General features: G+C 39.3%; 19 protein-coding genes and 2 pseudogenes. 16 read left to right on the forward strand and 5 right to left on the reverse strand.

The features are described from left to right. Positions 1-215 precede the first annotated feature (215 nt). Together NON16_RS01975 and NON16_RS01980 are read right to left on the reverse strand one after the other, a co-directional pair. Positions 216-347 (reverse strand): FbpB family small basic protein, encoded by a 132-nt coding sequence (locus NON16_RS01975; RefSeq protein ID WP_257346655.1) that lies wholly within the window; start codon positions 345-347, stop codon positions 216-218. Positions 348-473: 126 nt separating this feature from the next. Continuing rightward, on the reverse strand, positions 474-662 hold the full coding sequence (locus NON16_RS01980; protein WP_308216573.1) for a JAB domain-containing protein: 189 nt from the start codon (positions 660-662) through the stop codon (positions 474-476). A gap of 363 nt (positions 663-1,025) precedes the next feature. Here NON16_RS01980 and NON16_RS01985 point away from each other — a divergent pair, with 363 nt between their 5' ends. The 8 genes from NON16_RS01985 (at position 1,026) to nhaC (NON16_RS02020) (ending at position 11,013) form a co-directional block, all read left to right on the forward strand. After that, complete coding sequence (locus NON16_RS01985) at positions 1,026-2,426, forward strand: sigma-54 interaction domain-containing protein (RefSeq protein ID WP_257346657.1); 1,401 nt, start codon at positions 1,026-1,028, stop codon at positions 2,424-2,426. Positions 2,427-2,739: 313 nt separating this feature from the next. Then, entirely contained in the window at positions 2,740-2,922 is a 183-nt protein-coding gene (locus NON16_RS01990) for a hypothetical protein (RefSeq protein ID WP_257346659.1), read from the forward strand. Positions 2,923-3,038: 116 nt separating this feature from the next. Next, positions 3,039-4,337: a CitMHS family transporter gene (locus tag NON16_RS01995; RefSeq protein WP_257346661.1), complete on the forward strand. Its 1,299-nt coding sequence runs from the start codon at positions 3,039-3,041 to the stop codon at positions 4,335-4,337. 93 nt (positions 4,338-4,430) lie between these two features. Then, on the forward strand, positions 4,431-5,759 hold the full coding sequence (locus tag NON16_RS02000; protein ID WP_257346663.1) for an acyclic terpene utilization AtuA family protein: 1,329 nt from the start codon (positions 4,431-4,433) through the stop codon (positions 5,757-5,759). Further along, positions 5,746-6,048 carry an AtuA-related protein gene (locus NON16_RS02005; RefSeq protein WP_257346665.1) on the forward strand — a complete coding sequence of 101 codons (303 nt, stop codon included), beginning with the start codon at positions 5,746-5,748 and terminating at the stop codon, positions 6,046-6,048. Before NON16_RS02000 ends, NON16_RS02005 begins: the two co-directional genes overlap by 14 nt. A gap of 118 nt (positions 6,049-6,166) precedes the next feature. After that, complete coding sequence (locus tag NON16_RS02010; RefSeq protein WP_257346666.1) at positions 6,167-8,191, forward strand: sigma-54 interaction domain-containing protein; 2,025 nt, start codon at positions 6,167-6,169, stop codon at positions 8,189-8,191. A gap of 194 nt (positions 8,192-8,385) precedes the next feature. Beyond that, the gene (gene iadA / locus NON16_RS02015; protein ID WP_257346668.1) at positions 8,386-9,537 is read left to right on the forward strand and encodes a beta-aspartyl-peptidase; all 1,152 of its coding nucleotides are present in this window, start codon (positions 8,386-8,388) and stop codon (positions 9,535-9,537) included. Between the two features lie 21 nt (positions 9,538-9,558). Then, on the forward strand, positions 9,559-11,013 hold the full coding sequence (gene nhaC, locus NON16_RS02020; RefSeq protein ID WP_257346670.1) for a Na+/H+ antiporter NhaC: 1,455 nt from the start codon (positions 9,559-9,561) through the stop codon (positions 11,011-11,013). Between the two features lie 463 nt (positions 11,014-11,476). On the opposite strand, the gene NON16_RS02025 is transcribed toward nhaC (NON16_RS02020), so the two are convergent. Further along, complete coding sequence (locus NON16_RS02025; protein WP_257346672.1) at positions 11,477-11,701, reverse strand: hypothetical protein; 225 nt, start codon at positions 11,699-11,701, stop codon at positions 11,477-11,479. Between the two features lie 113 nt (positions 11,702-11,814). Between NON16_RS02025 and NON16_RS02030 the strand changes: the two are divergent. From NON16_RS02030 to NON16_RS02040, 3 genes and pseudogenes are all read left to right on the forward strand, one after another. After that, positions 11,815-12,582, forward strand: a pseudogene (locus tag NON16_RS02030) (phosphotransferase). Positions 12,583-13,263: 681 nt separating this feature from the next. After that, complete coding sequence (locus NON16_RS02035; RefSeq protein WP_257346673.1) at positions 13,264-14,379, forward strand: aromatic ring-hydroxylating oxygenase subunit alpha; 1,116 nt, start codon at positions 13,264-13,266, stop codon at positions 14,377-14,379. Positions 14,380-14,587: 208 nt separating this feature from the next. Beyond that, on the forward strand, positions 14,588-16,150 hold the full coding sequence (locus NON16_RS02040) for a BCCT family transporter (RefSeq protein WP_257346675.1): 1,563 nt from the start codon (positions 14,588-14,590) through the stop codon (positions 16,148-16,150). A 79-nt stretch (positions 16,151-16,229) separates the two neighbouring features. On the opposite strand, the gene NON16_RS02045 is transcribed toward NON16_RS02040, so the two are convergent. Further along, the gene (locus tag NON16_RS02045; RefSeq protein ID WP_257346677.1) at positions 16,230-17,603 is read right to left on the reverse strand and encodes a sigma-54 interaction domain-containing protein; all 1,374 of its coding nucleotides are present in this window, start codon (positions 17,601-17,603) and stop codon (positions 16,230-16,232) included. A 386-nt stretch (positions 17,604-17,989) separates the two neighbouring features. Further along, entirely contained in the window at positions 17,990-19,411 is a 1,422-nt protein-coding gene (nhaC, locus tag NON16_RS02050) for a Na+/H+ antiporter NhaC (RefSeq protein ID WP_257346678.1), read from the reverse strand. 1,007 nt (positions 19,412-20,418) lie between these two features. Between nhaC (NON16_RS02050) and NON16_RS02055 the strand changes: the two are divergent. The 5 genes and pseudogenes from NON16_RS02055 to NON16_RS02075 all read left to right on the forward strand — a co-directional run. After that, positions 20,419-20,652: pseudogene (locus NON16_RS02055) on the forward strand (RraA family protein); the annotation flags it as partial. 559 nt (positions 20,653-21,211) lie between these two features. Continuing rightward, a complete protein-coding gene (locus NON16_RS02060; protein ID WP_257346680.1) occupies positions 21,212-21,994 on the forward strand; it encodes a sulfite exporter TauE/SafE family protein in 783 nt (260 codons plus the stop codon). A gap of 38 nt (positions 21,995-22,032) precedes the next feature. Beyond that, on the forward strand, positions 22,033-23,457 hold the full coding sequence (locus tag NON16_RS02065) for an MBL fold metallo-hydrolase (RefSeq protein ID WP_257346682.1): 1,425 nt from the start codon (positions 22,033-22,035) through the stop codon (positions 23,455-23,457). Positions 23,458-23,497: 40 nt separating this feature from the next. Beyond that, positions 23,498-23,989 carry a cysteine dioxygenase gene (locus NON16_RS02070; RefSeq protein WP_257346684.1) on the forward strand — a complete coding sequence of 164 codons (492 nt, stop codon included), beginning with the start codon at positions 23,498-23,500 and terminating at the stop codon, positions 23,987-23,989. Positions 23,990-24,143: 154 nt separating this feature from the next. Further along, on the forward strand, positions 24,144-25,328 hold the full coding sequence (locus NON16_RS02075; protein ID WP_257346686.1) for a MalY/PatB family protein: 1,185 nt from the start codon (positions 24,144-24,146) through the stop codon (positions 25,326-25,328). Positions 25,329-25,333 lie beyond the last annotated feature (5 nt).

Below are 25,333 nucleotides of genomic sequence, written 5' to 3' on the forward strand. Positions count from 1 at the left end.
ATGAAACATATATGGCTGACTTATCCATACATTTGATGCATTTCATTAGATGTATCGAGTGAAAAGCTTAGAAATAACAAGAATAACGGAGAAAATCCTTACTTTATAGAGGGAGTATAAAAATACTTTCTATAGTATAAGTGCAACTAAGGCGATCGCCAAGTTTTCTTTATATTTCTAACAGATGTAATTCACTTGAGTGATTCCTGTCTCTCTTACAATAGTTTGCTTAAATGTTTATCTTCTATCTTTTTTTCAATTAATTCCATATCTTTTTGGCTGTTTATTAAATTTTTTCTATTCTCTATGACTAATTCCTTAAATGAAATTTTTCTTCGTTTCCTCATTCGTATCAACTCCTTTAAAACTATTCTATCATCTATTATTCCCCAAAATTGAATTAATTATTACAATTTTATGAATATTCTACCCATTGGTATAAATGGTTTTTAGGGTGAATGTTGCGAAGGAGATCACTCCCTCCTTGATTCAAACGTACCTTTTTCTTTTATGCTAAAGTAATCAGCCTTTTCATTCACGATCAAGTGATCCAGAACGTCAATCCCGAGAATCTTCCCAGCTTCAACCAATCGGTTCGTAACCTCAATATCTTCTCGAAATGGTTTCGTATCCTTTCTCCGGTGCTGGTGACTGACAATGATGGATGAAAGCGTTTACACCTCAAAATGATGTTGGATTTTTGCGGGGTAGCCAAACCAATTAATCCTAAGACTACGCCAATACCGCCTAACCAGATCGGGCCTTAAAAAACTCGATCACTACCAAACGACCAAATCTTTATTGAAACTCCAAAAGGAATTCCAAGAGTGTTCTTATTTATCAGAGCTGCCGTCTGCATTGAAGGTTGTACGATCAAGATTAAAATACGCAAAAAAGTTGGTTTACAAGTTTAAAAGTGTCTAAGTATCATTGACAAATCACATCATTTGAAACAATATTTAGAAAAACGTGAATCTTTCATCAAAAAGGTTCATTCAAATCAATTTTTAAAGGGAGAATCTCAAATGGATGCAAATCAATATACTTCAGAGTACCTGACGTCGTCAGCCGACTATGTAGATTGGCTTGAGGAGATCATCGGTTCGATCAATGATGGGATTCTCGTCATTGACAAACAAGGGGTCGTTCGATTGATCAATGATGAATACACGAAGATAACGAGTGTGAGGAAGAAAGACATCATTGGTCGATATCTGAGAGATGTACGTAAAGGAGCCATGTTAACCGAGACGTTAAAAGATGGAAAAAGAAGATCAGGGATATATCGTAAGGAAGGAACCACTGAATATGTCGTGGACATGGCCCCTGTATATCGACAAGGTGAAATTGTAGGGGCCGTTTCTGTTTGCAAAAGCTTGACTGAGGTCCATTACTTGACGAAAGAGCTTAAACAAAGTCGTGAAATGATCGCAAAATTGGAAAACACGTTTGGGCACATATATCAAGCTAGGTATACGTTTGACGACATCATCGGGAATGAAGCAGGTCTTAGGGCACCGGTAAATATAGCCAGAAAAGCAACTCAATCAAACTTGAATATCCTTATACAAGGAGAAAGCGGCACAGGAAAAGAACTGCTGGCCCATGCGATTCATCATGGAAGTTCTCGTGTGAATTTTCCATTTGTACCGGTCAATTGTACTGCAATTCCTTCATCCCTCCTCGAAAGTGAACTGTTCGGTTATGAGGAAGGTTCGTTTACAAACTCCAAAAAAGGCGGAAAGATCGGGTTATTTGAATTAGCACATAACGGGACGATATTTTTAGACGAGATCGGGGAACTGCCTATGGATCTTCAGGCTAAACTTCTTAGAGTCCTACAGGATGGAAGGATTCGAAAGATTGGAAGCATACGAGAGCAAGAAGTCGATGTACGTTTAATATGTGCAACGAACAAAAATTTGGGGACCATGGTCGGGAAACAAAGGTTCAGGGAAGACTTATATTACCGATTGAACGGGGTACAAATTTTGATTCCTCCTTTACGAGAACGAAAAAGCGATCTTACCGATTTGATCAATAAATTCCTTCCCGGCGGCAGTACTTCACAACATTGGAACTTGAATGAAGAGGTATTGGACGCATTTTCACGTTACAATTGGCCGGGCAATGTCCGTGAACTGTATAATGCTCTCAACTATGCGGTTAATATGACGGACAATGACTCGATTGAGCTTCATCATCTACCTGAAACGATACGAAGGCAGAGCACCGTCCCAAAGGCTAGTGATTCCGAAAAAACGTTGAAAGAAATCCTTCAAACAACGGAACAGGAAATTATTATTGAAACCGTAAAATCCTTCGGAAACACCCTTCACGGAAAAAAGCAGGCGGCAAAAAAACTAGGCATTTCACTGGCAACCTTGTATAACAAGCTGAATCAGTCAACGGTTTCTAATAAATAAGAATAGGGTTCCAGTATATTAGAAACATTGATAACGCTTACATTCATAACTGTGAGAAAACTAAACTGGTTATAAATGGTTTCAACTTTTTAGAATTCTGAGAAGAAAAGTCCTTGTATTACAAGGATTTTTTTTTGGCATCATTCTTGCAATTTACTAATAAAACGAAAGAAAGGAAGGCAGAATTCATGAAGATAAAAGTGCTGTACATGTGAGTGGTTTTTACTTTAGTCATTTGTATGGTGACATCACTTTATGAGGTATCGGCTGTTAAATCTGAAGATACAACAGTTATCCCGGCGCCGATGACCTAATGATTACGTACTTTGATGGTGAAAACGGAAACTGGTTGACCACAAAAAATCCTGAGCAGTTAGAAGTTGCAGGTGGATTGTCGAATGGTCTAGCACCGTTTTCTTGGAGTACCGAAGACAATCAAAAAGGCTGGTATCAGATTCAACGTTTGCAGTTGGTGTGTCAAACGGTGGTTACGTAGTCCGTTATGCCTGGGAGAATGATGGTAAGGATGGGGAACCGACCCTCTATGATGGAGGAATTGATTGGGAAGGTGTTTTGTGGAGAGCAGTTGTTAGAATTATAAGGGGGGATCACATGCTTTCATTGATTGGATTTTTGATTATTGCTGTTTTGTTGTATTTAGTATTGTCAAAGAAAACCTCGATTCATTTTGCTTTGGTCGTTGTTCCCATCGTTTTCGGATTGATCGCAGGATTTAATTTCATTGAACTTGGGGAATTTATGGGTTCGGGATTATCTGGGATAGCACAAACCGGGATCATGCTTACGTTTGCTGTTCTGTTTTTCGGGATTATGTTTGATGCAGGATTATTTGACCCGATTATTAAAAAGGTAATCAATATTGCCGGAGGAGATCCGGTAAAAATTGCTGTAGGCACAGCAGTTATCGCGATGGTATCACATCTTGACGGTTCTGGTTCAAGTACCTTCTTGATCACGATATCCGCACTTCTTCCTATTTATCATGCGTTGAAGATGAGTCCAGTTACACTAGCGGCGATCGCAGCATTAAGTGCTGGCACTATGAACATGGTACCGTGGGGAGGGCCGACGATAAGGGCTGCAACAGCATTGGAGGTTGATGTAATCGAACTATATTCTCCAATGATACCTGTGCAGATTGTCGGGTTGATTTGTGTATTGCTTGCAAGTTTCTGGTTAGGGAAAAAAGAGAGAGAACGGGTAGGCGTAAATAAGGAACTGCCGAAGGAAATCACGAAAGGGCAAGATAGTCAGGAAGACGAAGATACGAAACGCCCGAAAATGTTCATTCCAAATCTACTCCTGACTGTTGCTGTCATCGTTGTTTTAGTAATGGGGACGATACCATTGGCAATTCCATTCGTTATTGGTGTTCCATTGGCACTCATGTTGAATTACCGTACGGTTTCCATGCAGCAAAAAAGAATAGAGGCACATGCCAAAGGTGCGATCTATACATCTTCGGTCATTTTCTCTGCAGGAATCTTCACAGGAATATTATCTGGTACAGGTATGATTGAAGCGATGGCAGACACATTGGCTTCTGGTATTCCGGCAGGATGGGGGCAGTCGTTGCCAATATTACTTGCTTTTTTATCAATGCCATTAAGTTTAGTTTTTGATCCGGATTCCTTTTATTTCGGCGTACTTCCTGTATTAAGTGTGACGGCAGAAACATTCGGGGTTGAACCGGTAACAATGGGAAGGGCGGCTATATTAGGACAGATGACAGTTGGCTTTCCAGTTAGTCCTCTTACAGGATCCACATGGCTGCTGGTTGGTTTAGCAGGCATCCATTTAGGAGATTTACAAAAAAAGGCGATTCCGCTTGCCTTTGGGATAACTGTCGTAATGGCTATTGTGGCATTACTTATGGGTCTTTTAAACTAATAGTATTGATGACATCATAATCAATGTATAATCGTTCATTTTATATCAAGTATTAAGGCTACTACGATATTATTTTGACTTAAGGAGGATACGATGTTACGAATCGGGTCAGGTGCCGGTTTTTCGGGTGACCGTATAGAACCAGCTGAAGTATTATTGGAACATGCAAATTTGGACTATTTAGTTATGGAATGTTTGGCTGAACGAACAATAGCGTTAGCACAACAACAAAAATCACACGACGTTAACGGCGGATACGATCCTTTACTTAAAAAAAGGATCAAGAGGATTTTACCGTTACTTGTCAAACAAAATGTCCGCTTGATCACTAACATGGGTGCGGCAAATCCGATTGCTGGTGCAGAAAAGATCATCGAAATCGCAAAAGAATTGAACTTGCCTTGTAAAGTAGCAGCAGTAACAGGTGACGATGTATCCAATCTGATTGATAAAAAGACAACTGCTTGGGAGAGTGATCGAACGTTATCGACTTACGAACCGATCCTATCGGCCAATGCCTATCTCGGAATTGATGCTTTGCTGCCTGCCCTTGAAACAGATGCTACGATCATCATTACCGGAAGGGTGGCCGATCCGTCGCTTTTCCTTGCACCGATAGTGTATCATTTTAATTGGTCAAGAGATGACTATGAGAAGTTAGGAAGAGGAACGGTAATCGGGCATTTGCTTGAATGTGCAGGTCAAATTAGCGGGGGATATTTTGCAGATCCAGGTAAAAAAGATGTCCCGGATCTTGCCAATATCGGATTTCCTTATTCAGAGATCGATTCGGATGGGACGGCAGTCATTACAAAGGTGGAAGGGACAGGGGGACTAATTAACCTTAACACGGTCAAAGAACAATTATTGTATGAAGTTCATAATCCAGCTGAATATAAGACACCGGATGTTACGGCTGACTTTTCTACTGTCCACATGAAAGAAATCGGTGAAAATCAGGTTCAGGTTTGGAACGGAAGCGGAAAAAAGCAACCAGAAACGTTAAAGGTTTCCGTTGGTTATCATGCCGGTTATTTAGGGGTAGGTGAGATTTCGTACGCAGGATCTAATGCCCTGTCCCGCGCTGAACTTGCAGCAGATATTTTAAAAGAAAGGTTATCGAAGCATATACCTGATTTACGTGTCGATTTCATCGGTGTATCTTCCGTACATCGGACACATTTTTGGAACGGAAATCCTTATGAAGTAAGGTTGCGTATTGCAGGACAATGTCCGACGGAAGAAATCGCGAGGCTGATCGGGGAAGAAGTGGAAGCATTGTATACAAACGGCCCGGCCGGAGGCGGCGGTGCCCGAAAAAGAGTCACCGAATCGATCGGGGTCGTTTCCAGTTTCATTTCCAGAGAATGGATCAAGCCGAATGTCTCGTTGAAGGAGTGGGGTATCAATGAAACTATATGAAGTCGCCCACAGCAGGGCTGGAGATAAAGGAGATATCCTAAATCTGTCTCTTATACCTTATGATGAAAAGGACTATGAACGATTACGCGAAAAAATAACTGCCTCAGAAGTGAAAAATCATTTACAGAACATTGTCCAAGGTGAAGTGATCCGCTATGAACTTCCTCATATCAAAGCTTTCAATTTTGTCTGTCACCAAAGTTTACTAGGCGGTGTAACGACCTCATTGTCAATGGATACGCACGGTAAAAGCTTAAGCAGTGCTTTGTTGGAGATGGAAATCGATTAAATACACAGATCAAGATCAGGCGTAAGAGTGATGGGTTTTTTATCTTATAATCAGATCATTTCAAAAACTACGTAATGGAAAGGGAAAAAGTTGATAAATGAACAAATCTACCATCTTTGTGATTACAAAAAAAGTTTCGGTTTACTATGCCTTCAGGGACAAGCTCAGGGAAATCTTCGGCAGTGACATTCAATTGGCCAGTAACCATTTTCCTCCGGTCAATATGAATGACATCGATTTGATTCTTTCTTCAGGGTCTCGTGAATTGGAGGCGGAATTTGTTGAAGGGAGAAACGATGATCCCCCTTTGTTGACTGCCAACCGATCGATTGATTTTTCTAAACTGGAAAAACTATTGGAGCTTCCCTCAGGTGTTCATTGCCTTCTGGTTAGTAATGAATCCCAAATAGCCAAGGATTCGGTGGAGTTTCTAGAGAGGATGGGATTTGATCATCTATATTTTACTCCGTATTCTCCGGACATGAGTCCGTTGCCCCCATTAGAGGGGATTGAAATTGCAATTACACACGGTTTATCGGAACTTGTTCCGGCAGAATTTAAGAGGATCATTGACCTGGGAGATCGAAGTCTTGATTTATCAACCATCTTTGAAATTTCAAGAATACTGCAAGTATCGGTTGATAAGGCCCATCTTTTTACCGCTGACTTCTTTCGGAATTTCGTTCGACTCGGCAAAAAATTGGCCTACTCCATTGAAAATGAGAGACATCTGAATGAGCATCTCGAGACGGTATTAAATGCTGTTCACGAAGGTGTTATCTGGGTTGACCAAAAGGGGATTATTACTGTCTTTAATCAAGAAGCAGGAAGTATACTGGGTGTTAAATGTGAAAATGCTATTCGTCGTCATCATTCGGAAGTCATTGGTAATTTTAACGTTGACGATGTCTTTAAAACCATGAAAGAATTCCCCAGACAGATCATTCAAATGCAAGGTTTACAAATATTGATCACAAAAACTCCGATTATGTTGGACGACAGTTTTCTGGGGGCGGTTATCACTTTTCAAGATGTTACACATGTACAACGGCTGGAACAGGAGATTAGAAAAAAGAAAAAAGAGTCTGGCCTGACAACGAAATACTCCTTTGAAGACGTAATTGGCTGCAGCGTGGCTATTGAGCATACGAAAGAAATCGCCGAAAAAATAGCCAGGAGCGATTATACGATTCTCATCTCCGGAGAAAGCGGAACAGGAAAAGAAGTATTCGCCCAAGCGATCCATAACTATTCGTCAAGAATAGACGGACCCTTCCTCGCTGTCAATTTTGCAGGACTGACACAATCTCTAGCCGAAAGCGAACTTTTCGGCTATGAGGAGGGCGCATTTACCGGGGCAAGGAGAGGTGGCAAAACAGGTTTGTTTGAATTGGCTCAAAACGGAACCATCTTTTTAGATGAAATCGGTGATGCACCTCCAAGCATACAAGCTGCTTTATTAAGGGTGCTTCAAGAAAGACAAGTTATGAGAGTAGGCGGTAGAAAGGTGATACCGATAAATGTCAGGATCATTGCCGCTACAAACAAAGATCTTTACCAGATGATTAAGGAAGGAACTTTCAGAGAAGACCTATTTTATCGGTTGAACCAATTGCCTTTGGATATCCCGCCGTTAAGAAAGAGAGGGGAAGATATTGAAGTTCTCATGTATCATTTTTTGCGGGAAAGAAACAGTGTGTTGGTTTTAACTCCTGAGTTTGTTGAAGCGATCACCAAATATGAGTGGCCGGGAAATATTCGTGAATTAGTGGCTTTTATCAATTATCTGACGGTTACCGTCGATGGGAATAGAGTGGGAGTCGAACATCTTCCCCCGCGAATCAAACAAAAAAACACTGAAGAATTGAATAAAGTCGATTCTACCATCTCTTACCTAAAAAATCAGGGAGACCTGCATCTTTTCATGCAAATATTAGAATGTCTGTCACTCTATCAAAACCAAAAATCAGGTCTCGGTAGAGGTTCATTATTGTCCGTCCTTGATCTCTCTGTTTCCGAAGGACAGCTTCGTAGCAAACTTGATACTTTAAGACGCTGCGGCTGCGTGCACTCTGGCGTGAAGAAACAGGGAACAAAGATAACAAACTTTGGTTCCGAAGTGCTTAAGAAATTAAAACTGTAGTTTTTCCTTTTTGGGAGAAACTACAGTTTTTTAGGATTCGGCACTACCTAAAAATTAACCTAAAAACAATTAATTGCTAAATATTCATGAAATTTCGGTTATGTTAGTTTGGCATGAAAATTGCATATTATTTATACAGCCGCCTATTTATACTAGCTTTCGTCATAACACAAAATAACAAAAGGAGACAAAATATGATCACGCTTATAAAAAACGGAGAAATTTATGCACCGGAGTATCTGGGACGCCAATCCATTCTTTTAATCGGCGGGGAAATTGTAAAAATCGGAGAGATGAATGAGAACAAGTTGCTTGATCTTGATTTGGAAGTTCAATTGGTGGATGCAGAGGGTTCAATTGTTGTCCCCGGTTTGATTGATCCCCATGTCCATTTAATCGGTGGGGGAGGAGAAGGCGGATTCTCAACGAGAACGCCTGAATTACAGCTGAGTGAAATTATAAAATCCGGAATCACTACTGTTGTCGGTTGTTTGGGGACGGACGGTACGACACGACATATGACTTCATTATTGGCTAAAGCGAAGGGGTTGGAAGAAGAGGGGGTTACAGCTTATATATACACAGGAAATTATCATATTCCTACACCAACAATTACGTCATCCGTTAAAGATGATGTCATTCTTATTGACAAGGTGATTGGTGCTGGTGAAATTGCCATATCGGACTCACGGTCAGCCCAACCTTCTCTTCATGAAGTCGGAAAGCTGGTTGCGGAAGCACGGATAGGCGGGTTACTCAGCAACAAAGCGGGTGTCACTCATTTTCATGTTGGTCCAGGAAAAGATCGTTTAACATTTTTGCATCGACTTTTAGAAGAATACGAGATTCCGGCATCCAAGCTTTATGCTACTCATATTATGCGAAGCAGGGAGTTGATGGATGATGCCATTTCTTTATCTCAAAAAGGCGCTTTCGTAGATATTACGGCTGATGAAACAACAGGAGAATGGATTAAATATTTTAAAGAAAACGGTGGAGAATTAGAAAGACTTACTCTATCCTCGGACGGCAACGGAAGCTTGCCCAAATTTAATGATCAAGGGCAATTGATCGGGATGGGTGTCGCAAGTCCTCATACGTTATACGAGCAAGTCACTAGGGCAGTGAAGGAGCAGGGGTTACCGTTGACTGAAGTCTTGCGATTCGTAACGCTTAATACTGCCAACGCTCTTTGTTTACCGAAGAAAGGACGTTTACAGGAAGGGCATGATGCTGATGTTACAATAGTAAACAATGAAACTTTGGAAATAGAGCACGTTTTTGCAAAAGGACGACACATGTTGAAAGATCGAAAAACCATTGTAAAAGGAACTTTTGAAAAATAGTTATTAGGGAGGTTAACGAAATTGAAAAGACAACCTACTTTATTGGAAGCTATCTTTCCAATAGTCGCCATGCTGTTACTTCTTGCGATTGGCTACGGCGTATTTCAACTTAGCCCTGAACCGTTATTAATTCTTGCAGCCATTTGTGCCGCAGGCGTAGCCCTCAGAGTTGGGGTGAAATGGGAGGAAATGATGGCGGGAATTCGTGAAAAGTTAGATGCAGCAATGCCAGCGATTTTAATATTAATTTCAATCGGGATTTTAATTGGCACCTGGATGATTTCGGGAACGATTCCGATGATGATCTATTATGGATTAGAAATCATTAATCCTGCGTTTATTGTCGTGATTGCGTTTGTTGTTTCAGCCATTATTTCGATAGTTACAGGGACATCCTGGGGTTCGGCAGGAACAGTCGGTGTTGCACTGATGGGGATTGCAACCGGATTTGGAGCTTCTTTGCCCGCGACAGCTGGAGCAGTAGTGGCAGGATCTTATTTTGGTGACAAACTGTCTCCTTTGTCAGATACAACGAATTTGGCGCCTATAGCTGCAGGAAGTGAATTATATGAACATATTAAACACATGCTTTACACCACGATTCCAGCCGCAGTGATTGCATTAATTGTTTATACATTAGTTGGATTTAATTTATCGGGAGATTCGGAGTCTATTCCGGAAGAAATGGACATCATGTTAAAAACATTAACGGAGATGTTTGATTGGAATATTCTTTTATTATTACCACCTGTGATTATTCTTTACGGTTCTATCAGGAAAAAGCCGACATTGCCGACGATCATTTTTTCATCTATTGTTGCCGGAATTCTCGCGAAATTTATTCAAGGATTTTCCGTAAAAGATATTTTTGCTTCAACTGTCACCGGTTTTAATGTCTCCATGGTAAAGGCCTCAGGATTCAATCCTGATGAAGTAATATTTGAAGTCACAAGGCTGGTCAATCAGGGTGGCATGCAATCAATGACAGGTGTCATCTTAATCGCATTTAGTGCATTTATATTTGCCGGAATCGTCACGAAAGCAGGTTGCCTCGAGGTAATCATAGCCTCTCTGCTCAAGGTAGTAAAAACAACCGGTGGGGTGATTCTTTCGACAGTTGTTTCTTGTATTACTATGGCCCTGGTAACAGGAAACTCTTATTTGTCTATTATCGTTCCGGGCGAAATCTTTAAAGATACGTACAAGAAGAAAATGTTACATGCTAAGAACTTGTCAAGAACCTTGGAAGATTCAGGAACGGTTGTTGTTCCGCTTATCCCGTGGTCATCGGCAGGTGTATACATGGCTGGAACACTTGGCGTATCTACACTGAGCTATGCACCCTGGGCCATCCTATGCTATCTTGGATTTATCTTTGCCATCATACTAGGGTACACAGGGATCGGCATTGAGAGGATCCATAAGGAAACCTTTGAAAAAACTACTTCCAAGGAATATGTAGATAAGGGGATGTAGTTTTACATTCTATCATTTCCAATTAAACCAGTCGTATAAGATTATATAAAGAACAAGCCATAAAATATCCATTTATGGCTGGAATCCAATAACCCAATGTATACCTTAGCACCAATTTCCTGTTCAGAAAATTAGTGCTAAGAATTGGTGGCTAGTTACTCTTCTTAAGACGGCTCTTGAAATTGATCAGGATTCCATTCGTCATGGTGGTATCAAAAGAGCTTAAAATGCCCTTCTCTCCTTGAACGGACTTCGTCAAAAAAAATAGAATTATATCGAAAAGTAAGAAGATTAGCCGGCCATAGCAACATTACAACAACAGCAAGATACTTAAAAGATTCCTATAGTGATCTTGCTGATGCTGTAGATGCTTTTCCTAAACTGTTTTTGAGATGATTAATAGATCAAAATTACCTTTTTGGGGTACAGTATTCCCCCTTAACCAAAAAATTAAGGGGAAATACTATTTACAGACACTGAATCCGTGATGAGTCCCTGGTCTGTGCCCGTCATGTCCCAATTTGTGTGCTTGAGCAAGCGGAACAATATGATGCTGGGCATATTGTTGTCCAGATGGTTGTCCATCACCATTTGTATCATTACAAGGAGTTGCAGTGTGTGCTGACGCAGCAGCTGAAATGAATACAAAGGTTGTAACAGTCATAAAGAAAGTAAACAGTTTTTTCATCCTTGGTTCACCTCTTTCTATGTATTTTTCTTTCAATTAAGTTGCGATGATTGTTATGAAGTTAAAGGAGCATTAGTTGAACAATAGAAAGTCATATTAGGGGGGATATATAGATGCCAAACCATGAAAATGAAAAAATGTTAATAGGAGGGAATGTCTCTAACGTTTATCGTTCTGGAGATACTGTGCGACGAGAATTAAATCCAGATAGCCCCAAAATCCATAAGCTATTAATGCATTTGGAAAACAAAGGTTTTAGTTATTGATGAAAAAGGAAGAGAAATATTATCCTTTATTGAAGGTGAAGCTGGTAACGATCCTTTAAAAGAATACATGTGGTCTGATGATGTTTTAAAAGATATAGCGAAGATGCTTCGTCTTTATCATGATGCTGTGAGTGATTTCCCATTATCAGATGATTGGAAACCGATAGATAATACTCCACACAAAGTGGAGGTATTGTGATCATAATGATTTTGCTAGATACAATATTATTTTTAATCATGGAAGACCAATAGGGATTATTGATTTTGATGTTGCCGGACCTGGTCCAAGACTTTGGGACATAGCTTATACTCTTTATACTTGTGTTCCCTTAAGTAGATTTTATCTCTCTGAAACAGGTGAGGAAGTTTATTATAAATCACTACAGCATGTTAACCGTATAAAACAAAGAGTTAGATTGTTTTTTGAATCTTACGGTGAGGGAATAAAAGAAGATTATTTGGAGATGGTATTGCTACGATTAGAAGGGTTATGTAAAACAATTACAAGAAAAGCCAGTGAAGGTGACATTGCTTTTCAAAAGATGATAGATGAAGGGCATCTTGAACATTATCAAATTTATTCGTGAACATGGAAAAGAGTGGGCTTTAGGATAGTGTTTTATATTTAACGGGTGGCTTTTCTTTAAGAGTCTTTGAAACGTTCTTCCGCAAACGGGGCGCGATTGCAGAAGATTGCTTACTCTTTTCTCGAGAAACTCTATGTTGAACGTCCAATTCATAAAAAAATCTTTTAAAACCATACGAAAAATTCGTATGGTTTTTTTAACGTTAAGAAAGTATAAAATTTTGCTGCATAGATGCAATGTCTAGCTCCAACGCCCAGGTACTCGAGGTCGCTTCGATTCTTCCACAAACACAAAAAGCGTGTTGTGCTGCAGAATCTCCAGCGCTTGTCGTACCTGAACAGGGCGTTTACGCTTTTCTTATATAGCAACCAAATTCGTCTAGGGATCAGCTTCTTGCGACAAATAGCTCTCAAATTAATACGTCATTTACCACTGAAATTCACATATTGAATCAAAAACCTTAATAAACCAGTTTCAAATGACATCTGTATATGTCAACCCACGAAAATTTTAAAGTAATCAGCATTATGTTCAAAAGTTATTAACCAGATAAGGAAATTAATATTAAACTTTTAGTTATAGATGGCTATTTCGAATATAACCTTTGAGTGTAAGGAAACTCAACTGAGTATATTAAACTCACTTTTCTACGGATTCAACCATTTAGGAATCGGATATTCTCATAAAACTAAGCACTATTAGTGTTGGCATGAATATTGCAATGCTTAGTATAACACATCTGTTTATTATTAACTTTATTACTATTAAGGAGGAACAACTGATTATGACCGTCAGAGAAAATGAAAAGGTATTAGAGTACACACTACCTTACAAGCATTATGTCGATCCTCAAATTTTAGACAAAGAAAAGAAAAACATATTTTTTAAAAATTGGATTTTGGCAGGACATGCGAGCCAGGTAGAAAAGGAAGGTGACTTTTTTACTTTCGAAGTTGTTGGAGAATCACTTATTGTTAGCAGAGATAAAAATAATAAATTGAATGCTTTTTATAATATTTGTCCTCACCGTGGTACTAAAGTGGAACGCAGTGAGCAAGGCAACAAAAAGGTATTCATGTGCTCCTACCACGGATGGACGTTCCAGTTAGACGGAAAACTAAATAGAGCCCCGAACTTTGATAACGGTAATTTAGGTGAACATAGCTGTATGACGCATGTGAAATTAGAAGTTTACAAATCGCTTATCTTTGTTAATTTAGATAAGAATGCACGGCCACTTTCGGATTCTTACGAAGAATTGGTAAATGATTTGGATAAATATACTTTCCTTGATTCACTAAAGAAAGTAAGAGTGACACAGAGAATGGTTAATGCGAATTGGAAAGCGATCGTTGATAATTATCTTGAGTGTGATCACTGTAAAATTGCTCACCCAGCTTTTTCAAGAACATTTGACATGAACAACTATAATATCGATACTCATAAAAATTACTCTTGTCAATACTCTCAGTTAAAAAAAGGTGGCAATGAGAATCAAGCTCATTTTTATTGGATATGGCCCAACTTGATGGTAAGCATTTATCCTGGTGAAGAAGGAAATATGACAACGAGTACAATTTTGCCTATTTCTCCAGATCAATCTCTCGCTATTTATAGCTACTATTTCCGAACGGATGAGATTACGGAAGAACAAGAAGAGCTTATTAAATTCGTTGATCAAGTACGTGAGGAGGATTTTGAACTAGTAGAATTACTGCAAACTGGTTTTAATACGCAAGCGTTTAAACAAGGAATTTATTCACCAACTGAACACGGTTTACGTAACTTCCATCAACGGATTAAAGAAGCAATGATTATTGAATAATACAGTTATTTTTGAAAGCGCTTAAATGGAGGGCAATGTTAATTTCATCATCAAAAAAAGGACACCTCTCTCTTTGAGAATGTAGGTATCTGAGGAGGGGTGACCTTAAAAAAAGAAAAGGAGATTTTTCGAATGTGATTCACCAATACTAATTGATAACAAAGATACGCCAAAAATATCCAAAATATTAATTGTGAGGGGGAGTTTCATGGAACAATCTAGAGTAGATCGGATGATATTTTTCTCGGCTGTAGTTGTTATAAGCATTTTTACGGTACCAGTTTTAATTAATCCTGAAAAGGGGACCCAATTTTTAGGAGTAGTTTTAGGGTTTATTAGCGGAAAGTTTGGATCGCTTTATTTATTGGCAACGTTTTTAATTTTTTGCGCCTTGTTATGTTTAGCGATGGGAAAGTATGGAAAGATTACGCTCGGTGATCCAAAAGAAGGACCAGAGTTTTCCACGGTTAGCTGGATTGCACTTATTTTTACTTCAACTGCGGGATCAAGCTTATTGTACTGGGGGTTTATTGAATGGACTTATTATTACACAGCACCACCTTTTGGGATTACACCAGAAAGTATAGAGGCTGCTGAATGGGCTTCGACGTATGGTATTTTTCACTGGGGTTTTATGGGATTTTCCGTCTATTGCTTACCGACGATTGCGTTAGCTTATATATTGTACGTACGAAAAGTTCCAAGTTTACGATTGAGCTCAGCCTGTCGTGGGGTATTAGGAGATCGAGTCGATGGGTGGATGGGGAAATGTATCGATGTTATGTTTATGTTTGGAATCGTTGGCGGCGTTGGAACTTCACTCGGGCTTGGTACGCCGATGTTAGCAGAAGGTGTTTCACAATTGTTTGGAGTTGAACGTTCATTAAAACTGGATATCATAATTATTCTTCTTTGGACGGCCATTTTCTCTGCAAGCGTATATTTTGGGTTGAAAAAAGGACTTAAAATCTTAAGTGATATTAATATTAATATTTATTTCGTATTCGCAGCTTTTTTCTTCATTGTCGGTCCAACGGTATTTATTCTTGAAAAATTCACAGATAGTATGGGATTGTTAATTCAAAACTTTATAAGAATGAGTCTATATACGGATTCAGTAGGCGGTTCAAGCTTTGCACAAGATTGGACAATCTTTTACTGGGCATGGTGGTTCTCATTAGCGCCATTTATGGCGATGTTTACAGCTCGTATTTCAAAAGGCCGGACGATTCGCGAGGTCATCGTTGGAATGTGTGTCGCTGGCACGCTTGGATGCGCCTTAGCATTCACAGTATTCGGTAATACAAGCCTTTATTTTCAGTTAAATAATATTGTACCTGTTGTGGATATTTTGCAAAGTGAAGGAGCACCCGCAGCCATAGTTGCTATAATTACAGCGATGCCGTTAGGAACTAATGTGTTGTTAGCATTGTTTATTGTTCTTGCCTTTATCTTTTTGGCGACGACAATCGATTCCGCTGCTTACACTCTTTCTTTTATGTCATCAAAGGCTTCGACAGTTGAGCAAGAACCCGCAAGGTGGATCCGCTTGTTTTGGGCAATGTTTATCGGTGCCGTTTCAATCATTTTGATGTTTGGAGGGGGGCTAGACGCTTTACAAACGTTATCCGTGATTACGGGCTTCCCGATTATGCTTATCATGGTGATAATTGCAATATCACTATTTAAATGGTTAAAGGAAGATTATGAAGCGAGCGGTGCTAATCAATCTTCGGAAAAAACAGATCATGTTGAAAAAAAATCTAGCTAACCATTATCTTTTTAATTTCACTACTGAAGAAATAAAAAAGACATGAAATTACCCAGTGTAACGGGATTCATGTCTTTTTTCATCGGCTACCTTTCTCTTTATATAAGTCCTGACAATACTTTCTAATTAACTTGGCTGCATGTGTTTGACTGACCTTTAAATCATTTGCTACCTTACGAGAACTTCCATGTATTTTAAATGATTTGCGTATCATTTCTTTTTTTACTTGATCTAAACCTTCACTAAGAGTGGATGGAGAGGCTTGTTCAGTCATTTTTCTGACACTTTGGTAAATGACCTCAGGAAGATCCTGAATATCGATAACGTCATCACTTGTAATGACAAGTCTCTCGATAAGGTTTTCCAACTGCCGAACATTGCCAGGCCATGAATAACGTGTGAGCATATCAAGACACTCTTCTGAAATCAGTTTGTTTACTTCATGGATCCGATTAAAATTATATAAAAAGTTATATATAAGAGGAATAATATCTTCTCTTCGTTCCCGGAGCGGTGGCATATTGATATCAATGACATTTAACCTGTAAAATAAATCCTCTCGGAAATGTCGACTTTCTACCATTTCAAGAAGGTTTCGATTTGTTGCTGCAATGATACGAATATTTACCTCCTTTTCTACATGGCTACCAATCGGAATAAACTTCTTGTCCTGAATGACTTGAAGCAGTTTAGCTTGAAGTGGCAGTGACATTTCTCCGATTTCATCCAGAAATAGCGTTCCATTGTTTGTTGCTTCAAGTAACCCGATTTTACCTGATCGATTTGCGCCGGTAAAAGCTCCAGATGTATATCCGAAAAGTTCCGATTCTAATAGATCTGCAGGAATAGCTGAGCAGTTGATCGTTAAAAAAGGTCCTTCTTTTCTTTTGCTCTGTTGGTGGATATATTCAGCTAGTAACCCTTTCCCTGTTCCAGATTCACCTTGTATTAAAATAGTGGTGTTCGTTACTGCAATTTTTTGTGAAAGTTTCAAGATCTGCTTAACTTTTAAACAATTGGTAATATCAATTTCATGTTGTTTATGCTGTTGATAGGGTTGTCCACTTGTTTCTTCTTTCGCCTTAAGTAGTTTATAACTTTGTAATTCCCTGGCTGTGGTCACAACTAATTCAACTTCAGCTTTATCATTTAGAATAGGGATTGCAGACGTAAGTAATTCTGCTCCGATATTCGTTGTCTGTTTGATCGTAAACGGTTTTTTCTTTTCAAACACATCTGGAAATATTGACGGTGTCCAATATCCTTGTTTAAATAGATCGCTACTGTTCTTTCCTAATACAGTCGATTTTTTTAATCCATAATGTTTTTCACATGCCTTGTTTACATAAATAATTCGCATATCACCGTCAAGAACAAATATCTCATCTGAAGAATAGTCTAAAATTTTAATGAGTGTCTCCAATGTCATATCGAAATTGCTAGATAGATTCATATATTCTCCTTATTTTTAAAAGTTTATTAAGACTCGGACTAAATGTAAAAGGAGTTAGATTACTCTAATGGAAGGGAAACTTGTAATGAGGATAAATGTACTAATAGTCATAAGAGTCAATGGATATGTAGACGGTACCACAGGGTCGTGCATTTATTAATTTTTCTAGTAGGCTAATAAAAAACGTGAAAAACGATAAATCCGGCTATAATGTTTCTGTATATTGGGATATGGTACTCGGTCCGAAGCTCCCTGACATACACTCTAACCCTACCTTCTGAAACATCTAACCCTTGCCTCAATAAGGGTTGTATTTCCATATAAATTTGCTACTTATACACCTTTTTGCCTCGCTTGTCACACGGTTATAGAAGAACAATTCGCACTTACATGTTTTTTGAACTTCCCCCTTTATATATGTTTTGCTTTCCTGATTCGGGAGTTGCTGCTGCAATTCCATATCCCGTAAAAATATATACTATGGCGAATACGATGGCAAGATAAGTCATTGGTGCATAAAGAGCGTATTCGGTGACCGGAGTTTGTAAGGTGCTAGAGCAAAAGGCCCCAGTAACACCCCATGGAATAAGAGGGGATAAGGTGGTTCCAGTATCTTCCATTGTTCGCGATAAATTTTTCCGGTGCAGTCCAAATTGATCGTATAACGACTTCAGCATCGGCCCCAAAACTGCGAAAGTTACATAGTAGCTGCCCGTAACCATGAAAAAAAGGGCGTGTACCGTCAGGGAAGACATCATCATTGTTTTACCATGTTCTGTAACCTCTGATATTTTTTCGAGGATAACGGTTATGACACCTGATGTTCGAAGCGGTGCTCCGAAAAAGGCCGCAGCAATTAATAAAGCTGTTGTTTCAAGCATGCTGTTTAATCCTCCGCGCTGCAACATTTCGTCTACAGCCTTAACTCCCGTACTGTCAGAAAATCCGCCGTTCAGCGCGTTTGCAACCTCTGAGAGCCCACTTCCCTGAAAGATTACAGCCAAAATGCATCCCAATAATATCCCTGTACCAAAAACAGGTAAAGTCGGTTTCCGCTTGTAGATCAAAAATAAAACAATGACTGGAGGAAAAATTAAAATCAAGTTCAAATTAAACGCTTCATTTAACGTAGACATGATAACATCGATCTTTTCCTTATTAATATCCTGCCCGCTAAACTGGAAACCAACAATAACATAGAGAATAACCGATATGATGTAACCAGGTATTGTCGTATACAACATATGTTTAATATGTTCGACTAATGGAACATCGGATACCGCAGAAGCCATCACTGTAGTATCTGAAAGCGGAGAAAGCTTATCTCCGAACATTGCACCAACAACAATAGCCCCTGCTGTATAGGAGGGAGGAATCCCGAGACCGGCCGAAATCCCCATTAACGCAACACCGACAGTTCCGATCGTTCCCCATGAAGTTCCAGCCATAATTGACATTAACGAGCAAATGAAGACAGCAGCAAACAGAAAAATTGCCGGTGTTAAAATCATGAGTCCATAATAAATTAGAACGGGAATTGTACCTGATAAAATCCAGGAACCGATTAACATTCCCACTGCCAATAAGATTAAAATCGGTTTAAACATGGCGTTTAAACTTTGGAGAATATCCGTTTCGATATCATTCCATTTTATTCCCCATATTAACGAAAGGATAATGATGAGAGAACCCGCAGAAATGAGTACAATCGTGGTAGGTGCGTCGATGATCATGATTCCGGTTAGTACAACCGTGATGGATAAGAATAATAAAATAAAGCCCTTTACAGGCGACAAGATTTGTTGCATATTCACGCCTCCTTAATTTCTTTATGTTTGTCCATTTATAATGTTACTTTCCTATGTAAAGGTAAAACGAAAATTTTGGTAACAATTGATTGATAAATAGTATTATAAAGTATTCATTGTTTGCTAATCAACAAATATTATGAAAATTATAATTTTTTTATCAACTAAAGCTTCTTCGAAAAGACAATAAAAACGAGCCAAAACAACAAAAGGATACATAATGTTCAAATGATAGTGGATGCCGAAACAGCTGGGAAATGGACACTCTCAGTAGATGGTATGAAGGCGGAAAAGGTAAAGGTTGGGGGAGATGAAGGTTCTGCTTCATGGGCTAAGGCCCGCATCCACATAAAAAAGAACAAACATTGTCAGGTTAAAACTATCCCCTGTAAAATAGTGGTTTGAAAAAGTGTAACTTAGATGCAGATTTTTCTATTTATTTTTCTTTTAGATATATCAATTTCACAGTAATACGAATAAGAACTATTAACACTATTATAAACAGCATCAATATCAGCTTTTACTGCTCTTGCTAATGCTGTTGTTTACTATTCGGATTTTTGATGACGACTTCTATCATCTAGTAAGGTAGCTTAAATACAATTTTTCAGGTATAGAGGAATCTCCATATAAAGTTACAGACGGTTTACCTGTTCGACGACCCGTTTTGGTTCCGCTATAACATATTAAATTTTCAGGAGATCAAGCGTTTAGTTTGGAACTACTAACTAGCAATCGTTACTTCCTACAATTATATCACCAGGATTTATGATGCAACCGGAAATGGAAACTGGTACGTTTACATCGCTTCCATTTTCACTTTATTGGGAACAAGCGGTTTATTTTTAATCATTGAGCAGCAGCTTACTAATTGCATTTTGGGACCATCACTTCCTATTGGCTGCTTCCTCCTATTTGGCGTTATCCAAAAGAACATGGTGAAAGCATTTGTTGATTTTGCAATTGACTTTGAAACAAGTTCAAAAATGAATAACGGAGGTTACTAGATGCCAGATTTACTAGAGAAATTTGAAACGGTTCCGACCACTTGTATTTCTGATGCCATGCAAGGTTTAAATAACATGGACCCGACTATAAAACCCTTACAGGAAAATTATAAACTGTGTGGGAGGGCTTTTACAGTGAAAATTCCGGTAGGAGATAACCTGGAAGTTCTAAGAGCTATAAGAGAAGCGAACCCCGGTGATGCTTTAGTCATTTTAACAAAACAGGGAGCTTATATTTAGTATAGTGATTGGAAGATCCTAACCTTAATGTCCCAGCTGTTTTGTGTTTCATTTTTTGTACACTTTCTCTGATATCAGTAAATTTGCGCAACATGTTAAGTAATCGGTTATGATTTTTCAGTATCCTTGCCTAGAGGTGTCGTCCTTCGATTTGACCCAAAACTTCAGAAGGGTTTGCGGCCAATGCAATAGACAGAGATAAAATATCTTTAAGGAATTGAGTAGATGATAGAATATCATTGGAAATAACGCACAGGACCTTTGATCTATCTTGAACTGTAACCCGAATAATGGACATTATAAAAAAGTTGCCATCACAATTTATAGCTTCATTGATGGAGATCTTATCATAGGTGAAAAAATATTTTCAATATTGCGAATCAATAAAAGCCCTTACCCAAGGGCTTTTTAAAATTGATTAATACAAAATTGAAAATCTAAACATTGAGTATGCATGGAAAATAGCTGTTTTATAGGGGATTTAAAATTGGCATGACTCTTGCATTTTAATGACGTGTAAGTGAAAGAAAGGAGGGAAGGTCTCACAAAGACGATGACATCGATTCAAGTGATCAGTTCAATAATTTCAGGTGGAATTGTCGGATTCGTGCTTGGTTTGCTAGGTGGAGGTGGTTCCATCCTTGCTGTACCTCTCTTACTATACGCTGTCGGTATTCAAGATCCGCACATTGTTATTGGTACCACTGCTTTCTCGGTTGCGGTAAACGCTTATACAAATCTCATTCCTCACGCACGGGCGGGGCACGTTCATTGGAAATCGGCGTTATATTTTACGATTCCCGGCGCGATAAGTGCTTATTTCGGATCGGCCCTCGGCAAAATGGTACCGGGCAAACAATTACTATTTTTCTTTGCCATTCTGATGATCGTAATGGCTGTAAAAATGGCTTTACCTAAGAAAAAGACAAATCAAGTCATTGAATCTAGGGACCAGAGTAATTTGCTGCGGATTATCATTGTAGCTATTCTGGTAGGATTGTTATCCGGTTTTTTCGGGATAGGCGGGGGCTTCTTGATTGTTCCGGGTCTGATGTTCGCGATGAAGATGCCGATGATTACGGCGATTGGGACCTCGCTGTTTTCAGTTGGCACTTTTGGACTTACGACAGCAGTGAATTACAGTATATCTGGTCTCGTCAATTGGTGGATCGTATTAGAGTTTGTCGGAGGAGGAATTTTAGGTGGAATGTTAGGTGCTTACATTGCAGCAAGTTTAAGTAAACGGCGAAAGACACTTAATTACATTTTTTCCGGTGTCGTGATGACCGTCGCAATATACATGCTGATTATCAATGCTAAAGCCCTGCATTTCTAAGCTGTGTAAGTTAAGAGTTGTAAAGGGAGGTTGAAAGAATGCTGCTTAAGTATTTCTATGATGACAAATTGGCCCAAGCGTCGTACCTGATAGGATGCCAGGCTGCCGGAGAGGCTATTGTTATTGATCCGGCACGTAACATTAAGGATTATGCTAAAACGGCAAAAGCAAACGGTGTAAAGATCGTCGGTGTAACGGAAACACATATTCACGCGGATTTCTTGTCCGGTACACGGGAGCTAGCTTCAAGATTCGGTGCAACATTATATCTGTCGGATGAAGGGGGAATGAATTGGAAATACCGATACGCACCCGGGTATGATCATGTATTCCTTAAAGACGGGGATACATTTGACATTGGGAACCTTACTTTTGAAGTGCTGCATACACCGGGACACACACCAGAGCATATTTCTTTGCTGGTAACAGAAGGCCGTTTATCTGAAAATAAACCGATCGGGATCTTCACCGGAGACTTTGTTTTTGTCGGAGATGTGGGACGTCCAGATCTGTTGGAGAAATTAGCCGGTGTACACGACTCCTCTGAAGAAATGACGCTTAAGATGTTCCGCTCGTTACAAAGATTCAAACAGCTTCCAGATTATTTACAAGTGTGGCCCGGACATGGCGCGGGAAGCGCATGTGGCAAGACGTTAGGAGCAGTTCCATCGACGACTGTCGGCTATGAAAAGCTGACCAATTGGGCACTACAATACGATACCGAGGAACATTTTGTCGAGGCAATGCTAACCGGGCAGCCTGAAGCACCAACTTACTTTTCAATGATGAAGCGGCTGAACAAAGATGGGACTCAACTGATCGATGAAATTGAAGCGCCAAATAGTATGAAGGCTTCATTAGACACGGTAGAAACATGGATGAAACAAGGCGTTGTCGTGGATACCCGTCCAGTGAAAAAATTTGCCGAAAAGCATTTGCGTGGAGTAATGAATATCCCGTACAACAAATTGTTTGTCAACTGGGCAGGGTGGCTGTTGGATTATGACCGGCCTATTTATCTCCTAGCCAGCGAGAAGTACGTAGAGGATATTTTGAATGATTTGCGCTCAATAGGATTGGATCAAGTCATTGCGACGATGGACCCGAATGTGACTGATCAAGCGGACGAAGGTGACAAACGCTTGATGAATTATAAAGAATTGACTCCTGCAGCGGCTTGCGATGCTATTCGAACTGAACAAGTATACGTACTTGATGTCCGGTACGAAAGTGAATGGAACGATGGGCATATTCCAGAGGCAAAACATATCATGCTCGGATATTTGCCAGGTCGGGTACAGGAAATTTCTCGTGACAAGCCGATTCTCGTATATTGTAAAACCGGAAGAAGGTCGGCTGTTGCGGCGAGTATTTTACATGCAAACGGGTTTGAGGATGTTCGAAACCTAATAGGTGGATATGATGAATGGGTAAAAACAGGGGATCATATTCCTACATCCTAATTTAGAAAACGAACAAATTTAAAAATTGCGGGGTGTTAAAATGGATTTTTTGAAAAACTTTTTCGAGAGACTTGAAGGACTTGATAAGCACTCTTTGTCCAATCTTAACAACGTGATTGAAACGATTGACTTCACTAAAGAGGACCTTTCTCCGTACATTACCGAGCCGGATGACCTTCCATATGGTAGAAATGTTATCTATCGCTCAGATGAGTTTGAGGTTATTGTGCTTCATTTTCCATCCCATACAAAAACACCAATGCATGATCATGGTCGGTCGATCGGATGCGGAGTCGTTATAAAAGGTGAAATGACTGAAGTTTCTTATAAAAATAGAGAAGGGGCATTAGAGTTCGTTTCAAAATCGAAAGCAACGCAAGATGAAACGTTCCATGTGCCCAATCAACATATTCATGTCATGGAAAATAATACGGATGACAGCTTAGTCACGTTGCATGTTTATTCTCCACCGCTAAGTGGTGTCAACTATTTTAAAACAAGATTGGTAGAAGAAAACGTCTCTATATCATAATAGATCGATTAAGACGGGGTGGCTTTTTAGCTTGTTATCAGCCACCCGTGACCAAACAACATGGCTTCGGGTGTTCCTCCATATAGGTTGAAAAAATACTAGAAGCTCATACTAGATTGACAATATTGAGAACTGACTTCAGGAGGTTTTTTTAATGAAATATGATTTTGATCAAGTAACAAATCGTCTGAACACGGATTCAGTAAAATGGGACAAAGCAGAGAAGTTGTTCAGGGAAAAGGATATCCTCCCCATGTGGATTGCCGATATGGATTTAGTGTGTCCACAACCAGTGATTGACGCAATAAAAAAGAGAACTGAACATGGAATGTTTGGTTATACAACGAGATCAAAGTCCTATTTTGACGCATTTATAGGTTGGTTGGATAGACGACATAATTGGGCAATTAAGAAGCAATGGATCCGCTGCACCCCGGGAATCATGCCTGCAATAAGCTTCATTATTCAATCCTTTACACAGCCTGGAGATAAAGTCATCATTCAAACGCCCGTCTATCATCCTTTTACAGATGTTGTAGTAAAAAACGAACGTGAACTCGTCTATAATCCACTCAAACTTGAAAATGGACGGTATGTAATGGATTACGAAGACTTGGAAAGGAAAATAGATGCAGATGTTAAAATGATTATCCTTTGCAATCCTCATAATCCGGTTGGGAGAGTGTGGACGAAAGAAGAGCTGAACAAATTAGGAGAAATATGTATCAAACACAATGTTCTCATCGTATCCGATGAAGCCCATTTGGATTTCATTTATAAAGATACGATTCATACGCCTTTTGCCAGAATCTCTGATGAATTTTCGGAACATTCAATAACATGTACGGCTCCTAGTAAAACATTCAACATAGCCGGGCTGCAAATGGCAAACATTATTATTCCGAATGATGAACTAAGGAAAACATTCACTGAAACGATTGATAACCTTTATTTAGGGCTATCCAATACATTTGGAATTGTCGCAGCTGAAAACGCTTACAGATCCGGGGATGATTGGCTGGATCAATGTTTGGATTATTTAAAAGGAAATTTGGATTATTTAACCCAATTTATTGAAACCAATATGAAACAAATCAAAGTGATCCAACCGGAAGGGACATATCTTGTTTGGTTAGACTGTCGTGAACTGGGCATGGATGCGAGACAACTTGAGCAATTCTTGCAAAAGGAGGCGAAAGTAGCATTTGATGAAGGGTATAAGTTTGGCCCGGGAGGCGAAGGGTTTACTAGAATCAATATTGCTTGCCCCCGGTCAGTATTGGAAGAGGGATTGAAGAGAATTGAAAGGGTAGTTAATAATGGATTTGTAAAAATTTAGGAGGT

The sequence above is a fragment of the Pseudalkalibacillus decolorationis genome, from assembly GCF_024609785.1.
Lineage (GTDB): Bacteria > Bacillota > Bacilli > Bacillales > Fictibacillaceae > Pseudalkalibacillus > Pseudalkalibacillus decolorationis.

Excerpts from the sequence above, each read along its gene's own strand:
- NON16_RS01975 (WP_257346655.1), bottom strand. The coding sequence starts at position 347 with ATGAGGAAACGAAGAAAAATTTCATTTAAGGAATTAGTCATAGAGAAT.
- NON16_RS01985 (WP_257346657.1), top strand. The coding sequence starts at position 1,026 with ATGGATGCAAATCAATATACTTCAGAGTACCTGACGTCGTCAGCCGAC.
- NON16_RS01990 (WP_257346659.1), top strand. The coding sequence starts at position 2,740 with ATGATTACGTACTTTGATGGTGAAAACGGAAACTGGTTGACCACAAAA.
- NON16_RS01995 (WP_257346661.1), top strand. The coding sequence starts at position 3,039 with ATGCTTTCATTGATTGGATTTTTGATTATTGCTGTTTTGTTGTATTTA.
- NON16_RS02000 (WP_257346663.1), top strand. The coding sequence starts at position 4,431 with ATGTTACGAATCGGGTCAGGTGCCGGTTTTTCGGGTGACCGTATAGAA.
- NON16_RS02005 (WP_257346665.1), top strand. The coding sequence starts at position 5,746 with ATGAAACTATATGAAGTCGCCCACAGCAGGGCTGGAGATAAAGGAGAT.
- iadA (WP_257346668.1), top strand. The coding sequence starts at position 8,386 with ATGATCACGCTTATAAAAAACGGAGAAATTTATGCACCGGAGTATCTG.
- NON16_RS02025 (WP_257346672.1), bottom strand. The coding sequence starts at position 11,701 with ATGAAAAAACTGTTTACTTTCTTTATGACTGTTACAACCTTTGTATTC.
- NON16_RS02035 (WP_257346673.1), top strand. The coding sequence starts at position 13,264 with ATGAATATTGCAATGCTTAGTATAACACATCTGTTTATTATTAACTTT.
- NON16_RS02040 (WP_257346675.1), top strand. The coding sequence starts at position 14,588 with ATGGAACAATCTAGAGTAGATCGGATGATATTTTTCTCGGCTGTAGTT.
- NON16_RS02045 (WP_257346677.1), bottom strand. The coding sequence starts at position 17,603 with ATGAATCTATCTAGCAATTTCGATATGACATTGGAGACACTCATTAAA.
- nhaC (WP_257346678.1), bottom strand. The coding sequence starts at position 19,411 with ATGCAACAAATCTTGTCGCCTGTAAAGGGCTTTATTTTATTATTCTTA.
- NON16_RS02060 (WP_257346680.1), top strand. The coding sequence starts at position 21,212 with ATGACATCGATTCAAGTGATCAGTTCAATAATTTCAGGTGGAATTGTC.
- NON16_RS02065 (WP_257346682.1), top strand. The coding sequence starts at position 22,033 with ATGCTGCTTAAGTATTTCTATGATGACAAATTGGCCCAAGCGTCGTAC.
- NON16_RS02070 (WP_257346684.1), top strand. The coding sequence starts at position 23,498 with ATGGATTTTTTGAAAAACTTTTTCGAGAGACTTGAAGGACTTGATAAG.
- NON16_RS02075 (WP_257346686.1), top strand. The coding sequence starts at position 24,144 with ATGAAATATGATTTTGATCAAGTAACAAATCGTCTGAACACGGATTCA.